At 70.0% G+C, this 15985-nt stretch carries 10 protein-coding genes; 5 read left to right on the top strand and 5 right to left on the bottom strand.

What is annotated here, in order from left to right; genetic code table 11:
• Positions 1-2: 2 nt before the first annotated feature.
• Positions 3-488: an ATP-binding protein gene (locus A3IG_RS0112500; protein ID WP_026220202.1), complete on the bottom strand. Its 486-nt coding sequence runs from the start codon at positions 486-488 to the stop codon at positions 3-5.
• A 158-nt stretch (positions 489-646) separates the two neighbouring features.
• Here A3IG_RS0112500 and A3IG_RS0112495 point away from each other — a divergent pair, with 158 nt between their 5' ends.
• The 4 genes from A3IG_RS0112495 to A3IG_RS35185 all read left to right on the top strand — a co-directional run bounded on the left by A3IG_RS0112495 (position 647) and on the right by A3IG_RS35185 (position 4157).
• Positions 647-1525, top strand: coding sequence for a helix-turn-helix domain-containing protein (locus A3IG_RS0112495; protein WP_018383902.1), 879 nt, complete (start codon positions 647-649; stop codon positions 1523-1525).
• Complete coding sequence (locus tag A3IG_RS0112490; protein ID WP_018383901.1) at positions 1522-1731, top strand: DUF397 domain-containing protein; 210 nt, start codon at positions 1522-1524, stop codon at positions 1729-1731. The genes A3IG_RS0112495 and A3IG_RS0112490 overlap by 4 nt, the downstream gene beginning before the upstream one ends.
• A 356-nt stretch (positions 1732-2087) precedes the next feature.
• Positions 2088-3641, top strand: coding sequence for a serine/threonine-protein kinase (locus A3IG_RS31890; protein WP_051087475.1), 1554 nt, complete (start codon positions 2088-2090; stop codon positions 3639-3641).
• Between the two features lie 237 nt (positions 3642-3878).
• Positions 3879-4157, top strand: coding sequence for a DUF6332 family protein (locus A3IG_RS35185; protein ID WP_236719171.1), 279 nt, complete (start codon positions 3879-3881; stop codon positions 4155-4157).
• Between the two features lie 70 nt (positions 4158-4227).
• Here A3IG_RS35185 and pglX read toward each other — a convergent pair whose 3' ends face one another.
• The 3 genes from pglX to A3IG_RS0112470 all read right to left on the bottom strand — a co-directional run bounded on the left by pglX (position 4228) and on the right by A3IG_RS0112470 (position 9847).
• Complete coding sequence (gene pglX / locus A3IG_RS0112480) at positions 4228-7926, bottom strand: BREX-2 system adenine-specific DNA-methyltransferase PglX (protein WP_018383900.1); 3699 nt, start codon at positions 7924-7926, stop codon at positions 4228-4230.
• Between the two features lie 222 nt (positions 7927-8148).
• Complete coding sequence (locus A3IG_RS0112475) at positions 8149-8721, bottom strand: HD domain-containing protein (protein WP_018383899.1); 573 nt, start codon at positions 8719-8721, stop codon at positions 8149-8151.
• A 19-nt stretch (positions 8722-8740) separates the two neighbouring features.
• On the bottom strand, positions 8741-9847 hold the full coding sequence (locus A3IG_RS0112470) for a helix-turn-helix domain-containing protein (protein ID WP_018383898.1): 1107 nt from the start codon (positions 9845-9847) through the stop codon (positions 8741-8743).
• Positions 9848-10234: 387 nt separating this feature from the next.
• Between A3IG_RS0112470 and A3IG_RS0112465 the strand changes: the two genes are divergently transcribed.
• The gene (locus tag A3IG_RS0112465; protein WP_018383897.1) at positions 10235-11482 is read left to right on the top strand and encodes a methyltransferase domain-containing protein; all 1248 of its coding nucleotides are present in this window, start codon (positions 10235-10237) and stop codon (positions 11480-11482) included.
• Here A3IG_RS0112465 and pglW read toward each other — a convergent pair.
• Positions 11403-15821 (bottom strand): BREX system serine/threonine kinase PglW, encoded by a 4419-nt coding sequence (gene pglW / locus A3IG_RS0112460; RefSeq protein ID WP_018383896.1) that lies wholly within the window; start codon positions 15819-15821, stop codon positions 11403-11405. The two genes, A3IG_RS0112465 and pglW, sit on opposite strands and share 80 nt — an antisense overlap.
• Between the last annotated feature and the right edge of the window lie 164 nt (positions 15822-15985).

Raw genomic sequence — 15985 nt, 5'->3', positions numbered from 1 at the left:
GGTCACCGACCCGACGGTTCGGGTCGGCCGAGGTCGAGTTGGCACCAGACGGTCTTGGTGAACGGGTCCGCGTGGCGCACGCCCCACCGGTCCGCGATCGTGTCCACCAGCAACATTCCGCGCCCGGTCTCGGAGTCGGTACCGGGCACGGCGAGCGCCTGCCCGTTCGTCGGCCCCTGCTCCGGCGCGACGTCGGTCACCTCGACCAGCAGCGTCGTCCCGCCGTCCGCGACGGCCAGTCGCAGCCCGAAGTACCAACCGGGGCGCCCACCGTGCAGCACGGCGTTGGTCGCCAACTCCGACACCAGCAGCGCCACGTCCTGCGACGCGACACACCTCGGCGGCCACCCCCACTCCTCGAGCCACCGCACCGCCAGCCAACGGGCTCGGCGGGCCCCACGGGGACAGGAGGACAACAGGGATTGGACGCAGCGGGCGGGAGACGGCGCGTCGGCCGGCAACCCGTCCGGGGGGATCGTGGACGTCATGTCACTCAGCGTGTCCGACCGTGCCTACCGTGAGCCGTGGCGACACCGGTACGGCCCACCCCTGACCAGTCGGACCGGCCGGGTTGTCCGGCCTGCGCACCGTGCCGTGCGGCGGGGGCGCGGGGTTGGACACGGGAGGGACATGGAGGTGGCAGGCGATGACTGACCAGCAGGAGAGGCAACCCACCAACAACGAGACCCAGACACAGCAGAGGCAGGAGTGGCAGGAATGGGACGAGGACATCTCGGAGGTCGTCCGCACCGTCGGCAAGCTGGTGCGCGTCTGGCGCGAACGAGCCGGGCTCACCCAGGCCGAGCTGGGCGCCAGGATCGGCTACGGCGCGGAACAGGTCTCCTCCGTGGAACGGGCCCGCCGCATCCCCAAACCCGAGTTCCTCACCAGCGCCGACGAGGCCCTGGACGCCTGCGGCACCCTGGCGGCCCTCGTGGAGGACGTGGCGCGGGCCAGGTACCCGAGGAAGGTCCGGGACCTGGCCCGACTGGAGGCGGACGCGGTGGAGATGGGGGCGTACGCGGACACCGTCATCCACGGGTTGTTGCAGACGGAGGACTACGCCCGCGCGCTGTTCCAGATGCACCGGCCCACGTTGAGCGAGGACACGGTCGAGCGGAGCGTGGCGGCCCGGATGGCTCGCCAGGAGATCCTGCACCGGCACCCCGCCCCGTTCCTCAGCTTCGTGCTGGAAGAGGTGACGCTACGGCGACCCATCGGTGGGAAGATGGTCCTGCGCGGACAGCTCGAACGACTGTTGGAAATCGGGAAGTTGCGCCACGTGGAGATCCAGGTGATGCCGATGGAGCGGACCAGCCACGCAGCCTTAGGTGGCTCCATCCTGCTCCTTGAATCCGAATGCGGCGACATGATCACCTACGTGGAAGTTCAGCACTTCAGTCGCGTGGTAACTGAACGCAAAGACGTGCGGGTTCTGCACTCGAGACTCGGCAGTCTGCGGGCACAAGCGTTGCCGCCACCGGAGTCACTGGAATACATCGAGCAGTTGCAGGGAGAGACATGACGGCCAAGGTCTCGGACAACGGCACCACCGACAGGGAATGGATAAAGAGCAGCTACAGCACGGCAGCGGGCGCCGAGTGCATCGAAGTGGCGTACGCCTCAGACGCAGTCCAGGTGCGAGATTCTAAGAACAGCAATGGGCCATACCTCTCGTTCTCACCCAGCGCATGGGAGGATTTCATCGTTCTCGCGGCAAGCTTGGGCTGAGGCACTAGGGTGGGGCCGGCACTTCCAGCCCCACCCTTCTGCCTACTAGCCGATTGCATGAAGATTCGGTAGCGAGTGGCGAGTACCCGGAAACGCCTGAACCGGCTGGAGCGGCCTTCAACGGTGCTGACTCATTCGCAGGATTCGCATCCGAGTCCCGGTAGCCGACCGCCGGTCCTGCCGCAGCGGACCCGGTTGGGTTGCTGGTCTGACCGTTCCGGGACGACCGCCTGGATCCCCGGCGACGCAGGCCCTGCCGGATCGCCCTGGCACGAGCTGTCGTCAGTCTCTGCCGGGCCCGACTTTCCAACCGCCCCTGCTGCACGCCATTATCTGGACCAGGAGGTGGCGGCTGCGTGAAGCCCTTGGCGGATTCCGATCCACGGCAGGTCGGACCCTACCCGTTGCTGGCCGAGCTGGGCCATGGCGGCATGGGCCGCGTCTATCTGGGCGTCTCCCCGGACGGTCGGCTGGTGGCGGTCAAACTGATCCGCGAGGCCCTTCGCGACGACGAACGGCACAGGGGGCGATTCAGACGGGAGGTCGCCACGGCGCGCAGGGTGCCCGGCCTCTACACCGCGCCTGTGATCGCAGCCGACCTGGACGCGCCCACACCGTGGCTGGCGTCGGCGTTCATTGCCGGCCCGTCACTACAGCAGGTGATCGAGAACGAGGCCGACGGTGAGCCGCTCCCCGAAGAGGCGGCCCTGCGGCTGGCCGACGGTCTGGTCACAGCGCTCGCTGAGATCCACCAGGTCGGCCTGGTGCACCGGGACCTCAAGCCGGAGAACATTCTCCTCACCCGCGGACCCACGGACCTGGACATTCTTCTCTCTGACCAAGGGGGCGTCTTCCTCAACGACGCGGGCGTCCGGGTGATCGACTTCGGTATCTCGCTGGCCACCGACGATGCTTTGGGCAGCACCAGGATGACGCAGACGGGGTGGCTCGTCGGCTCTCCTGCCTACATGTCTCCCGAGCAGATCGAGGGGGACACGATCACGCCGGCCAGCGACATCTTCTCGCTCGGTGCCGTGCTGGTCATGGCCTGCACCGGCTCGAGCCCATTCGCGGGGCCCTCGGTCCAGCGCGTACTCCACAACGTCGTGTACACCGAGGCCGACCTGTCCGGGCTTCCCCCTCGCCTGGGCGCGATCGCCGCGGCGTGCCTGGCCAAGGATCCCGCCCAGCGCCCCGACCTGAACCAGCTTCGGGAGCTCATCGGTCGCGTCTCCGCCTCGGCCAGGCCGTGGCCCCATCGAGTGCACCGGTTGACCGGCGAGCAGCGCGTCGAACTCGCCGGGATGCTGCGGCCCATGGGCAGCGGGACCACCACCGGGAATCCGCAGGAGCCCAACGGAATCAACAAGAGATCGTGGAACAGCAGGACAACCGACCGGACCCCGTTCACCGCGGACGCCCTGTTGCCCGCGAAGTTCGTCAACGACCTCGATATCGAGTACGTCCGGGTGGCCGCGGGACCCCGGCCGTGTGAAGAGGCGGGCCCTGACGATCTGGTGTCCGTGCTCACCGCCTGCGGCTGCACCGAGGCCATGACCGGTGTCTACCTTGAGCAGGGTGGTCCCAACCCTCCCGTCCTGGTTTCCGTCGCCGTCTTCCCGATGCCTGATTACGCGACGGCCAAGAGCGTCTACCAGCTCCTGATAGGCGAGGCACGTTGGCGGATGACGATCTGGTCCGCCCAGGTCGGTGACGACAACACCCCGCGTCCGGGCACCTTCGACTCTGGATTCCGCTGGGCCCACGATGCCTACCGCCATCGCTATGTGTTCTCCGCCCGAGCCATCCGCACCGATCTCCTCAAGGACGGCTGGCTGAAGCCGTGGCTCAGAGCCGCGGCAAAACGGGCAGCGACGTCCTGCGGACCCCAGAATCACCGGAGTAGCTGACCCGCCCGCCGGATCAGCGGACGGCCCGCTGCCTCGTTCTTCGGCCGACATCCAAAGAGTTGTCCGCCACACCGGGTCCTGGTCCCTCTCGTTAGCTGGTCTCGTCGACGTCACCGCGGCCGGGACACTCTCCAACTCGGGGTCCAACTCGCCGTGGCACTGGAGATCAGTGCCCTGACTGCCCGTGCCGACGCACACAAAGTCCCCAAGGCGGACCCGAGGTGACATGATGAAGTCATGGACAGCGGAGATCGTGGACAACGGAGCACGGGAACGCACAGCCAGAGACAGCGCGATGCCATTACGATTGAAATCGCCTTCGCGCTCTTCTCTGGGGCTCTAGTGGCAGCGCTTTTATTCTTTCTCATAAAAAGCCCTGCCCTGCTGGGAGACTTGGGAGAGCGGATGGAGGACAGATTCCATTTAGCGGCCACCGGGGTGGCCGCTACCGGGTTCTCCCTGCGGACAACTACCCTACTGATAAATCTACGCGCATCGCTGGGGGGGAAGCGATAGCCAACGAGCGGCATAGGGCGTGCCCCGTCGGCCCGTAACCAGGCATCCGGCCTTACCGGTAACGCACCGATTACTCCATCTCGACCTCCACAACGGCCTTCTTCCTGCCGCGCGTCGTCTTCTCAGGCCGCCACGCCTTCAGATCCCGTTGGCTGACTTGGTGCTTGGCCATCTGTTCCTCGAGGAACGCCTCGCAGTCATCGGCTGGGACACTCTCCCACTCGGGATCGAACTCACCGTGCCACTGCCGAACCCAGGGCATGACCTCCTGGAGTCCCGCCAGCAACGGCGCAATCCGGTGCGTGCTCCAGCCGTCCCGCTCGGCACGGTCCACGATGAGGTTGATCAACGCCTGCGCCTGGTCCTTGTGATCCCAGCCGGCCCAGCCGAGCAACACGGTCGGGTCAGCCTCAGGCCCCGACTCCAGGTAGGAGATGAACCGCTCCTTGGGCACATCCAGCTTGCCGCGATGCGACCAGTAGGAGGGCTTGCGGAAGTCCGACGACTTGTACTTGGGCGGCACGGGGATGTCGAGCCGTTTCCCTGTGCGGTCCTCCTCGCGCTGAAGCTCCCAGACGTGCTCCCACTGCTCACGGTTGCGCAGACCGGTGTCCTTGTAGCGCATGGCGGCCAGGTAGGGCACATGCTCGTCGGCGATGACCTCGGCGAGCACCCCGGCCAGCGGCAGGTCCGGCTTCCCCATGTGGTCCGCGGCGTAGAGCTGCGCCACGGAGTTGATGTCGGCGTCGTCGCGCAGTCCGTCAGCGAGCTGGCTGACCGTGAGAGTTCGTGGTTGCCGCACCCCTTCACGGAGGGCGAACCAGAGGCTGGCGTCCTCGCACCGGTCCAGCAGCCAGGTCCGAAGGGCCGCCTTCTCCTTCTTCTCCCAGGGCTCAGCCGACCAGCGACGCTTACACTCGGGACGCTCGATGAGCGCGATGTCCTTGCGGCTCTCGATGACGTCGATCCTGGCCTGGACAATGTCGCGGTACCAGTCCGGCCAGTGAGCGGGAACCTCGGTGATGGGGGTGGAGCCGTGACGGGTGAACCACGCGGTTTCGGTCTCTCCGCGTGCCACCCTGCGGGCAAGAACAATCTCGAAGGCACGCTCGCCGAGCTGCACTTCGGGGACGGTGGTGGGGTCGGGGGAGGATGCCGTCACGCGGGCGACCTCGTCCTCACGGAGAAGGCCGTAGAGCCCGTATACCTGCCAGTCCAGCTCTTCTTGGAGGGCAATCATGGACTGGCGGACGCGGATGTAGTCGGCATGGGCACCATCGAGTGCAGCGCGAGAAGGCAAGCCTTCAGACAACACCGCGGAGGGCTCCGCTCTTGTCAGATCCTGCGCCAACGCGTCGAGCGCTCGGCCAAGTTCCAGGGGAAGCCGTGACGGAAGCGGGAACTCTTGGAGCTTCGTGCCGGTGAACTCGTAGCGCTCCTCCCACTCCTCATCCTGAAGCCCACGCCCCAGGCCGCTTCCCCCCTTTGCTTGACTCACCTGCTTCAGCCAGAAACAAGCCGTAGACGAGTTCAGCACCCCGAGTAGCTCAAGATGTTCATCCTCCCCTGCACCATCCGGCAGTTTGATCACAGGAGCAGAACGATTGAACACTTTACCGCCGCGATCCAAAACAAAGTGATTATGGGTGGCCACAAAAGCAAAAACAATGGACAACGGCACCCGGTATGCCGAAGCCGTGAACTGCATATACTCCCACCACTGAAGACCTGCATCCTCCATGTCCCCCTGAAAAGTTCGACGGGCCGCAAGCACTGTACGCCAAGGCCAGAGTTCCGCTTTCAAGCCACCGCCAGCAAGCGCTTTATCGTACGGAAACCAGATGCCGACCTCCGCCTCCGCACTCCAATCTCGAATTACTTCTCCCAATAATAGAGGGCGCATACCTTTCTTATCTGCCCGCACGGGGAGCGTCGCCCGCAGCGGGCGAACAAAGGCTTCGTCCGCGCCAGCCCGGATAGCCCGACCGATGGGAGGAACAATCCGGCCATCGAGCTTTGAACAGCCTTCAAGAATTGCGTCAACGACTCTTCTCGCTCCCCCGCCACTGAGGGACCAGGGGTGCGTCGAGAACACCTTAGCGGGAAGGTCTTGGACGGAAATCCACTCCGACTCACTGCCGGGTTTATGGATCTGGCCAGTTATCGCACACCACACCAGTCCATTTGCAGGATTATCAGGTTGGCTAGGTTCGCCACGGACGCCGAGAACGACTCGCACTTTCCGCTCTTGGATTGGAAGCTGGTTCCGCCCGACAAATATCACCGTCGGAGTCCCGTGTCCAGGAATGTAAGCGCCGGAAGTGTCAACCAGGTGCGAAAGTTCTACATCATTGACAAAGAAATCCTCGATTAACTTTTTCCCGAACTCCCGTTTCATGAACGAATTGGCGGTTATCTGCCCAACAAAGCCTCCTCCGCCAGACTCGCCGCCGATCCCGCGAACCGCAAGACGGAAGAGGCGCTGCGCAAAGGGGACCGACAATGCGTAGGTGCCTGACGTGGCGTCATAGGCTGCACGATAATTATCGTTCTCGCGTTTATCCTTTACCGTGATATATGGCGGATTTCCAACTGTAATGTGATACGACCCACGCCCCAGCATGTCAATTCGACTAAAATACTCCTTCACATCCTCCGTGGCATATGTGAATGCGCGCTCCCCTTCTTCCTCGACGAAAAGGTCACCCTGAATCCCCGCCGCCCCCCGCCCGTGCAGCAGCGAGTCCCCCACCGCCACGTACACCGGGAAAGCCGGGGCGTCGGCCAAACGTCGCTCCCCCGCTTCCCGCATGGCGGCGACCAGGAGCCGGAAGCGGGCGATGCTTGCCGCGAAGGGGTTCTTGTCGCAGCCGTGGACGGACTCCAGCGCCCGGCTGACGATGGTCCAGTCGTCGGTGCCCGGCTCGGCGTCGCGCCACTTCTTCACCAGGCGGGCGAAGATGCCCAGCAGGAAGTGGCCCGAGCCGCAGGCCGGGTCGATGGTGCGCAGGCCGCGTCGTTCCGTGCCGTCCGGGCCTTCCCAGACCGGGTCCAGGCCGAACTCCTCGATCGCGGGCTCGAGCGTCAGGTCGAGGATGAACTCCTCGACGAACTCGGGGGTCTGGAGCAGCGCGTACGTCTTCCGGGCGTGGTCGCTGAGGTCCTGGTACAGGTCGCCGAGGAACCGGGTGTCCCAGTCGGGGTCGGTGAAGTCGTGGACGAGGACGCCGTCGGCGTCCCTCCTCCGCCAGAACCTCAGCAGTTCGGTGGCGGTCTCGTAGCTCGGGTCGAGTTCCCACAGCGGGTTGTGGGCGCGATCGAAGAGGCCCGCGGCGGTGGCGTGGCTGCCCATGAGGTGGTCGAACGCGGCGATCAGCCAGTCCCGGTCGTTGAGCGACGGGTTGTCGCGGAAGAACGCCTCGTGCCGTTCCTCCGCCTGGGCGAGCCGGTCCCCGGGGCCGGCCAGGAACGGGAACTCGATCAGGTCGTTGTCCTCGCAGAAACGGACGAACACGCAGCCGAGGACCCATGCCACGGCGGCCTGCGTCACGCGTTCGTCGCGCCAGGCGCCGTAGGTGGCGGCGGTGCGTTGGGCGGCGCGTGCGCGGTCGTACTCGGCGGTGAGTGCCTCGCGGTACTCCTCGACGGAGTCGCTGCGTTCACGCAGGTCGTCCTCGAGGGCGTTGACCTGCTTCTTCAGGTCCTTCAGCAGTGCCGCGGCGTCCAGTCGCCGGCCGCTCGTGCCCACGCCCTCGGTTAAGTTCGCCATCGCTCCGGTACCCCTCGTCGCCCCGCGCGGTTCCCAGGGGTCGGCCCGGGGCAGCTCCTCGTCCCACGGACGGGCCCAGCCGAACTCTTACCTGGTCGCACGATGATGTGATCGGCACGTCAGGTTATCGCTGGCGGGGCGTCCGGAGGGCAGTGATCGGCGAGCCGGTCGCCCGCCTGGAGGGGAATGCCGTCAAGGGGCGTGACGCGGCGCCGGGCGCGCTCACCGCAGGTAGGTCTGCTGCCACTCCACGGAGCTCATGTCCAGCGCCGCCGTGGCGAGTTCCCTCGCCGACGCCGTCCTGAGGTTGGCGAGGCTGGAGTCGATCCAGCCCTGCACGTTCTGGTAGCCCTGCTCCCGGTACTCGACGGCCTGGACGAGACATTCGAGCTTGTCGGCGTCGTGGGCGACGACCACCTCGAGGGTCTCGCCGTTCTCGTACTCCTCGACGACCTGCTGGACGCCCGCCCGCACGGCGGGGTGCGCGGCGGACACCTGGTCGGCGGTGACCTTCTCGTTGGAGGCGGCGTCGAGGTAGCGGCGGCCGATGTGGGGGATGTCGCCGACGCGGGTCTCCTGGGTGTCGTGGAACAGGCACAGCAGGGCGACCTTCGCCGGGTCCGCGCCCTCCATCATGGCCAGCACCGCCCCGATCACGCCGGTGCGGAACGAGTGCTCGGCGATGGTCTCGGGGTCCTTGACGCCGACGATCCACCAGCCGGACCGCCTGGCCCGCTTGAGCATCCCCATTTCCAGCAGGAATCCGGCAGTGCCCCGCGCCGTCCCGTCCGCCATGCCACGCCCTTCCTCGGTGTCAGTTATGGCGTAGAAGGTAGTGCAGCTCGCTGAGTTCGCCGCGTGCCCGGGACGAGGTCCGGCCGCCGTCGAGGAGCAGCCCCACGCTGCGGGCCAGGGTGTCCGCGACGGGCGGGGCGGCCGTCGGCAGCCAGCGGTGGGCGGTCAGCAGCGCCCACAGGGAGTGCACGTACAGGTCAACGTAGCCGGGGGCCTGGCCGAGACCGTGGGTCAGACGGCGCAGCAGGGTCACCGGGTCCAGGTCCGACAGGGTGCGTTCGCGCATGAAGGCGTCGTCGGTCTGGGTCTCGGGCATGGCGCCGAGCCAGTACGCCCAGTAGTTGAGGTTCGCCGCCTCGGCGGTGTCGTCGCCGAGGAGGGACAGCTCGACGAAGTCAGCCAGGGGCTGTTGGTCGCCGCGGCGTGCCAGGGCGGTGACGATCGAGCGGGCCTCGGTCCAGTGGGGCGTCCACCCGCGGGCTCCGAGGACGGAACGCCGGCCGCGCAGGGTGTGTGATGTCCACTCCGCCGCTTCCGGGCTGCGGTCGTAGGAGGTGAGGTACAGGGCCTGGCGGTGCAGCAGGGTGCCGTTGCGGGGTGTGCCGGCCGTAGTGTGCACGGTCTGCCTCAGGTGGGTGAAGAACGCGTGTCGCTCGGCCTCGGGGAGCAGGGGCGCGGTCTGGACGGGGCCCCGACGGGCCGGTGGGGGCAGCGCCGCGAGGGCGGGCGGGGTGGTGCCGTTGACCGCCCAGGCGATCATGTGGGCGGTGTCCCGGGTGTGGACGCACAGGGCGAGGGGGTGGGTTCGGGGGTCGGTCGGCGGGTCCAGCGCGGCGCCGATGACGTGGTCCGCGTCTATGGCCGCCTCGAGGTGGCGAACGACGCGGGGGCAGGCTCCGAGTGCCGGTAACCGGCGCCGCAGGTCGCGGAGGGTGCCTGCCTTGGTGTTGGCCAGCGGACGACGGCCGGACTCCCAGCCCTGCACCGTCGCCAGGTCCACGCCCAGGGCCTCGGCCATGCCGGCCTGGGTGTGGGCGGCGCTCTCCCTGGCCAGGCGCAGCACGTAGCCGGCGACGGTCCCGGTGACCGCGCGTCCGCGTGCGCGTGCGCGTGGGGTGAGCGTCATGGCTGGCTCCCGAACGCGGACCGCCGCGCCCAACACGTACCCGCGGTCAGTCCTACTCCACCGGAGCAACCCGTACGGTCGGGTTGCGCAGGGACCAGCGTAGACGCGCGGTGGGTCGGCGAGGTGGTTCTCTCGGGGACGTACCACGGCGGTGGTACCGCTGCCGGCCCCCGGGCCTGCCCTGCCCCGCGGTCCGCCCGGATTCCCGGAACGGGCTCGCGTTTCCCACCGTTCGACGTTCGACCTGGAGGAGTTGAGAACCGTGGAAGGTGGACACGGCGGTAACCCCGCCCCGATCCAGCCCCCTCCCCCGCCGCCGCCCCCGTCGCCCGACAGTGGGCCGCCCCCGGGCAACGGGGGGCACCGTAGGTGAACGGCGTCCCGCCCGTGCGGGGACAGGTGCGGCCCGGCTGGGAGGAGCTGGGCCGTCACCTCCTCGACACGGGGACCATGACGGCGGACTGGGCCGCGTCGTTCGCCGCGACGCCCAGGGCCGGCTTCCTGCCCGGGCTGATGTGGCCGCACGACCCGGCGACCGGGCGGTCCTTCCCGGTGGACCGGGGCTCCGACCCGGAGGCGTGGTGGCGGTGGGCGGAGTCCGACGTTCCGGTGGTGACCCAGTGGGACGACGGCCGGCACTCCGGCGACGGCCCAGGGGAGGTTCCCACCTCCTCCGCGTCCATGCCGTCCGTGGTGCTCGCCATGCTGCGGAACCTCGACGTGCGGGACGGGATGGACGTGCTCGAGGTCGGGACCGGCACGGGCTGGAACGCGGCCCTGCTCTCCCACCGCCTCGGTGCGGAGCGGGTGGTGACGGTGGAGGTCGATCCCGGGGTGGCGGCCACGGCCCGGGGCCGGCTGCGCGACGCCGGGAGGGCACCGCAGGTGGTGTGTGCGGACGGGCTCGCGGGGTGGTCCGACCGGTCCCCGTACGACCGGGTGGTGGCGACGTGCGGGGTGCGGAGCGTGCCCGCGGCGTGGGTGCGTCAGACCAGGCCGGGTGGACTGGTCGTGGCGCCGTGGGGCACCGCGTTCTCCTCCGGGGACGCCCTGGTGCGGTTGTGTGTCGCGGAGGACGGTGAGACGGCGAGCGGGCGGTTCACCGGGCCGGTGGAGTTCATGAAGGCGCGTTCCCAGCGGCTGGCGTGGCCCCGGCACGGCGAGTACGTCACCGGCGGGTCCTTCGCTGCGGCCGACCGGTCCGTTCCCGCCCTGGCCCCCGTCGCGTTGGCCGCCGGCACCTTCGCTCCGGTCACGTTCGCGATCGGCCTCCAGGTGCGGGAGTGCGCGCACACCGTGCACGCCCCGGGCGACGGGGCGACCACCGTGTGGCTGTACAGCCTGGCCGGGGACCGGTCGTGGGCGGCTGCCGTGCACCCGCCGGGTGGTGAGCCGGTGGTGTACCAGCACGGCGTGCGGCGCCTGTGGGACGAGGTGGAGGAGGCCCACCACTGGTGGGCGCGGAACGGTCGCCCCGGGTTCGAGCGGTTCGGACTGACCGTCACCCCGGAGGCCCAGACGGCGTGGCTGGACAGCCCGGACCGCCCGGTGCCGGTCAGTGGGCCGGGGCCGGCGCTCGCACATCGTCCAGCAGTGCCCGGTCCAGGTGCAGCCGTTCCCCGTCGCCGCCGATGACCTCCACGGTGCGGCCGTCCAGGTGGGGCGGGTGGGCACGGCTCTCCACGGGGCACAGCAGCCACAGCCCGTGCGGGCGCTCGGCGGGGCGGCGGGCGGCGGCCTGGAGGCGGACCAGCAGGTCGTGTCCACCCTCGTCCCAGTAGCGGGCGAGCAGGCCCGCGTCGTGCAGGAACAGGACGGTGCGCGGGGTGGCCGCCCGGTCCAGCACGAGGCGTTCGACCCGTTGCCACACCACGCGGACGAACGCCGCCAGGCCCGGCTTGATCCGGCCCGGCTCGGAGGCCGCGTCGGCGCGCAGCACCTTCTGCCAGTCCTGGCCCTTCTCCTCGGCCAGGGCGCGGAAGACGCCGATGAACTCACGGCCCAGGTCGATACCGGTCACCGGCCACGCCGCCGCGACCGTCTCGGCCGTGCCGGGGAGCCGGTCGGCCTTCACCGTCAGGGCGAGGAAGCCGCCGCGGGCGACGCGGGCGGTGAGCTCGGTGCGGACGGCGGTGTGCGGGTCCTGGCCGGCGAGGGCGGCGGCGCGGGCGGGTGGGGCCAGCAGGCTGGTGCCGGTGCTGGTGAGTGAGGCGGTGACGGGGGGCTCGGGGGCGGGCGGGAAGAACCTGTCGTGTTCCGGGTCGTGGCCGAGGTCGAACCCCGCTTCCCTGAGGGCGTCCTCGAGTTCCACGTGGGTGGGCAGGTCACGGCCGGTGAGCAGGGCCAGCTCGGGGAACCGGGAGCGCAGCCGGGCGAGGAGTTCGGCAGTGGTGACGCCGTGGTCGCGGCGCACCCCGGCGGCGGCCTGGCTGACGCGCAGGGCCCGGACCAGGCTCAGGTCGCGCGGGTACAGCTCGAGGCGCGGGGTGACCGCGGCGGTGGGGGCGACGGCGGCGGCGAGCCCGACCAGCCGGTCGTCCGGGAGCGGGGTGAGGCCGTCGGGGGCGGGGACGGCCCGCAGGTCGCCCAGGACGGCGGCGCGGACGGGCAGCGGGTCCTGGCGGGCGAGGCGTTCGGCGACGTCAGCGAGCGCGGCGGCGTACTCGGCGAGTTCCCGCGGGTTGGGATCGTCGGTGCCGGGCAGGGACTCGGCGGCGAGCAGGACGGTGTCGCCGCGGCGGTGGACGGCCAGGCGGGGCTCGTGGGACCCGTCCCCGTCGTCGCCCTCCCACAGCTCGGCCTCGACGGCGGCCCGGACGACCGCGAGGGACTTGGCGAGGGTACGTTCGGCGGTGTCGCCGACGGCGCCGTGGCGGACCCTCAGCTCGACGGCGGCCTCCTGGGCCGTCATCACCCGCCCGGCGGTCTCGACGATCTCGACGAGTTCGTCCCTGACCGGTTCCAGCCACGGGGTCCGTGCCCATTCCTTGGCGGCCTGCCGGTGGTAGCGGGACACCTGCGGCTGCTGGACGGCGACCCGCTCGGCGACCCGGGCCTGGACCGGCCAGGGGCCCAGCGGCGGGAGACCGCCGTCGTCCGGGGGGAGGCCGAGGGTGAGGCGGACGGCCTCGGCGCGGGCGGGGGCCCTGCGGCTGGGCGCCGGGGTCAGCCGTTCGGCCATCTCGTCCACGGACAGGACCACGTCCGCGTCCGGTGCCTGCGCCTGCCCCGGGGTGACGGGCGAGTCCGCGGCGGTGGCCGGTGCGACACCGGTGCGCTGCGCTGGGACGGGGGTGGTGGGGGCGCGCAGGGCCGTCCACTGCTTGCGGCGGCGGTTGAGCTCGCGGCGGACCAGGGCTCCGGCGCCGCGCGCCTTGGAGATCGCGTACGGCGGGACGTCCAGCAGTTCGCCGACGGTGGTGGCGCCGAGGGCGCGGGCCACCGCGACGGCGCGCCAGGTGAGCCCGGCCTCGTCGAGCGGTGTGCCGGGGCTCGCGGTGGCGGCGGCCCGGTCGCGGGCCTCCTCGGTGTCCTCGTTCCTCGCGCCGAGGTCGGCGGAGTCGGCGGCCCGGAAGACCTCGCGCCAGGCGTCCTGCATCTGCCGCAGGGTGTCGAAGCGGTGCTCGATGTCGCGGTGCAGGGCCCGGCGGAAGAAGCCGGCGAGCCCGTCGCGCAGCTCCGGCTCGAACAGTTCGGTGGACAGGGACAGTTCTGCCTGTTCGTTGGTGAGCGGGTCCACCTGCCCGTCGCCCCACAGGGGCCGTTCACCGGAGGCCATCTCGTGCAGGGTGACGGCCGCGGCGTAGCGTTCGGCGTGGTCGTCGTAGAGGGCGCGGCGGGTCGAGCCGAGGAACGGGTCGAGGTAGCCGCGGGTGCCGGCTCTCAGGTCGCGGTCTGAGGCGTCGGCCAGGGAGAAGTCGAACAGCATCAGTTGCAGGGTGCGGTCCTTGCGCCGGTAGATGCCGAGGTTGTCCGGTTTCAGGTCGCGGTGCCGCACCCCCTTGGCCGCGAGCTGGTCCAGGGCCCGGAACAGGTCGTCGCCGAAGCGTTCCAGCAGGTGGGGGCTGAGCCTGCCCTCGGCGCGCAGCCGGGCGCCCAGCGACTCCTGGCCGGCGTACTCCAGCTCCAGGACGGTCCGTGGACCGATCTGCCGCAGGCCGTCGCCGCGCAGCCGCACCACGTTGCCGCCGCCGACCTGTCCGAGCGCGTGGGCCTCCGCGCGCAGGCGCTCGTCCTTGGACTCGTCGAGGGCGACCTTGAAGACGCGTTCCTCCCGCACCGGTTCGCCGTCGTCGTCCTCGGTCTCCCGGGTCACCAGCAGGGCGCGGGCGGTGGCGCCGGTGCCCAGCACCCGGGCCACGGACCACTCGGCGTCCAACGACTGGCCCGGCAGGGCCTCCAGGGGATCGACCGCGGGTGCGGTGGCCGGTTCGGGGACGAGGGCGGCCTGTTCGGCCTGGTCCAGCAGGGACAGGAAGTCCTCGGTGGAGCTGAGGCGTTCGTTGACGTCGGAGCGGGTGGCCTGGAAGACCAGGTCGTCCAGGGCGTCGGTGAAGCCGTCGGCGACCGCGTACAGGTGCAGCCCGCCGTCGGTGCGCAGCCGTTCCAGCAGGCCGCTGCGCTGCGGGGCGGGGGCCTGGCCGGTGAGCACCAGGTGGGAGATGGCGCCGAGGCCGAAGATGTCCAGGTCCGCGGGGTCGGTGTACGGCTGGTCGGTCTCGGGCGCCAGGTAGACCTGGGAGGCGTCCTCGATCAGTGCGGCGTCCAGGGTGGAGCGGCCGACGGAGCGCAGCACGGTGGTGTTGGTGTCGAAGTCCCGGGCGGCGGTCTGCCAGTCGGTGATCCGCAGTTCGGGGCGGGAGCCGTCCGTGCGGCAGGTGACGTACACCGAGCGGGCGGCGAGGGCGCGGTGGTGCAGGGAGCGGTTGTGGGCGTAGCGCAGGGCCTCGGCGAGTTGGCGCACCATGTCGAGGCGCACCTCGGGGGCGAGGCGGTCGCCGTACGCGTCGAGGTACTGGTCGAGGCGCAGGTCGCTGTGGCGGTGGCGGAACAGGATCGCCGGGCCGCCCATGTGTTCGCGGAAGTCGACCGCCTCGGCGATGCCTCGGTGGTGGATGCCCTGGAGCACCTGGTACTCGCGGCGGGCCGCCCGGTCGGCGGTCTTCCTCGCGGTCTCGGTCGCGAGACGGTTGACCAGGTAGACGCGGACCCTGCCCTCCTCCTTGACCAGGCCGTCGTCGCGGGTGGCGAGGCGGTCCTCCCAGGAGGTGCCGGCGTCGAGGGGGCGCGGCTCCAGCTTCCAGGACTCGCCGAACCGCAGGTGGGCGGTGGACTGGCGGATGCCGATGGCGGTGAGCAGGCGCGGTAACTGGTGCCGGGAGAACTCGGGGGTGATGCGCCGCTCGGGCCGCTCCGGTGGGCGGCCGAGGAAGTCCTGCCAGATGCGGGCGAGGCCGCTGGAGCCGTCGTCGCGGCCGTAGACCTTGATCCGCTGGATCTCGTCGAGGTGGCTGACCAGGCTGGGGGCGGAGAGGAAGACGGCGGGCTCGACGCGGGGAACGGCCCGTTCGGGGATGCGTGCTTTGCGTGCGGCCCACAGGAGCTGGCTCTTGAGCTCCTTGCACTTCAGGTCGGTCAGGTGCAGGGGGTTGCTGATGGTGCGCATCCGGTCGGGGCCGCGGAACTTCCACGTGGAGCCGGTGTTCTCCAGCCGACCGGGATGGCCCTTGATCTCGATGAGGTAGAGCCCGGCCGGCACGGCGACCAGCAGGTCGCACTCGTTGACGCGGCCGGACTGGGCGGTGAAGGAGAAGGTGGCCCAGGCGCGGTAGGGCTCGGCGGGGGGCATCAGGTGGCGGACGTGGTCCAGGGCGTCCTGCTCGTGGGGGTACGGCGAGGGGCGTTCCTGGAACCACTGTTGGGCCGGGCGCGGTGGTGCGGGTCGCGGTACCGAGGAGCGTCCTGCCGCCGTCACCGGTTCGACCTCCGTGTGCGTCGCCGCCGTCCCCAACTTGGGCCGTTCGCGGCTGACCCTACCGCGCTGGTGGGGGCCGTGACATGGGGTTTCGGGCGTTGGGTGCCGGTGGTCGCGCCGCGGTCGTAGGGCCGGCCCGCGGGGGGCGCATGATGGACGAGGGA

Source organism: Wenjunlia vitaminophila DSM 41686 (assembly GCF_000380165.1).
GTDB classification, from domain to species: Bacteria; Actinomycetota; Actinomycetes; order Streptomycetales; family Streptomycetaceae; genus Wenjunlia; species Wenjunlia vitaminophila.
Note: the sequence above shows the minus strand (reverse complement) of the source record. Positions and strands in the feature narration are given on the sequence as shown.

Coding starts and splice junctions, on each gene's coding strand:
- A3IG_RS0112500 (WP_026220202.1), bottom strand. CDS start 488: ATGACGTCCACGATCCCCCCGGACGGGTTGCCGGCCGACGCGCCGTCT.
- A3IG_RS0112495 (WP_018383902.1), top strand. CDS start 647: ATGACTGACCAGCAGGAGAGGCAACCCACCAACAACGAGACCCAGACA.
- A3IG_RS0112490 (WP_018383901.1), top strand. CDS start 1,522: ATGACGGCCAAGGTCTCGGACAACGGCACCACCGACAGGGAATGGATA.
- A3IG_RS35185 (WP_236719171.1), top strand. CDS start 3,879: ATGGACAGCGGAGATCGTGGACAACGGAGCACGGGAACGCACAGCCAG.
- pglX (WP_018383900.1), bottom strand. CDS start 7,926: ATGGCGAACTTAACCGAGGGCGTGGGCACGAGCGGCCGGCGACTGGAC.
- A3IG_RS0112475 (WP_018383899.1), bottom strand. CDS start 8,721: ATGGCGGACGGGACGGCGCGGGGCACTGCCGGATTCCTGCTGGAAATG.
- A3IG_RS0112470 (WP_018383898.1), bottom strand. CDS start 9,847: ATGACGCTCACCCCACGCGCACGCGCACGCGGACGCGCGGTCACCGGG.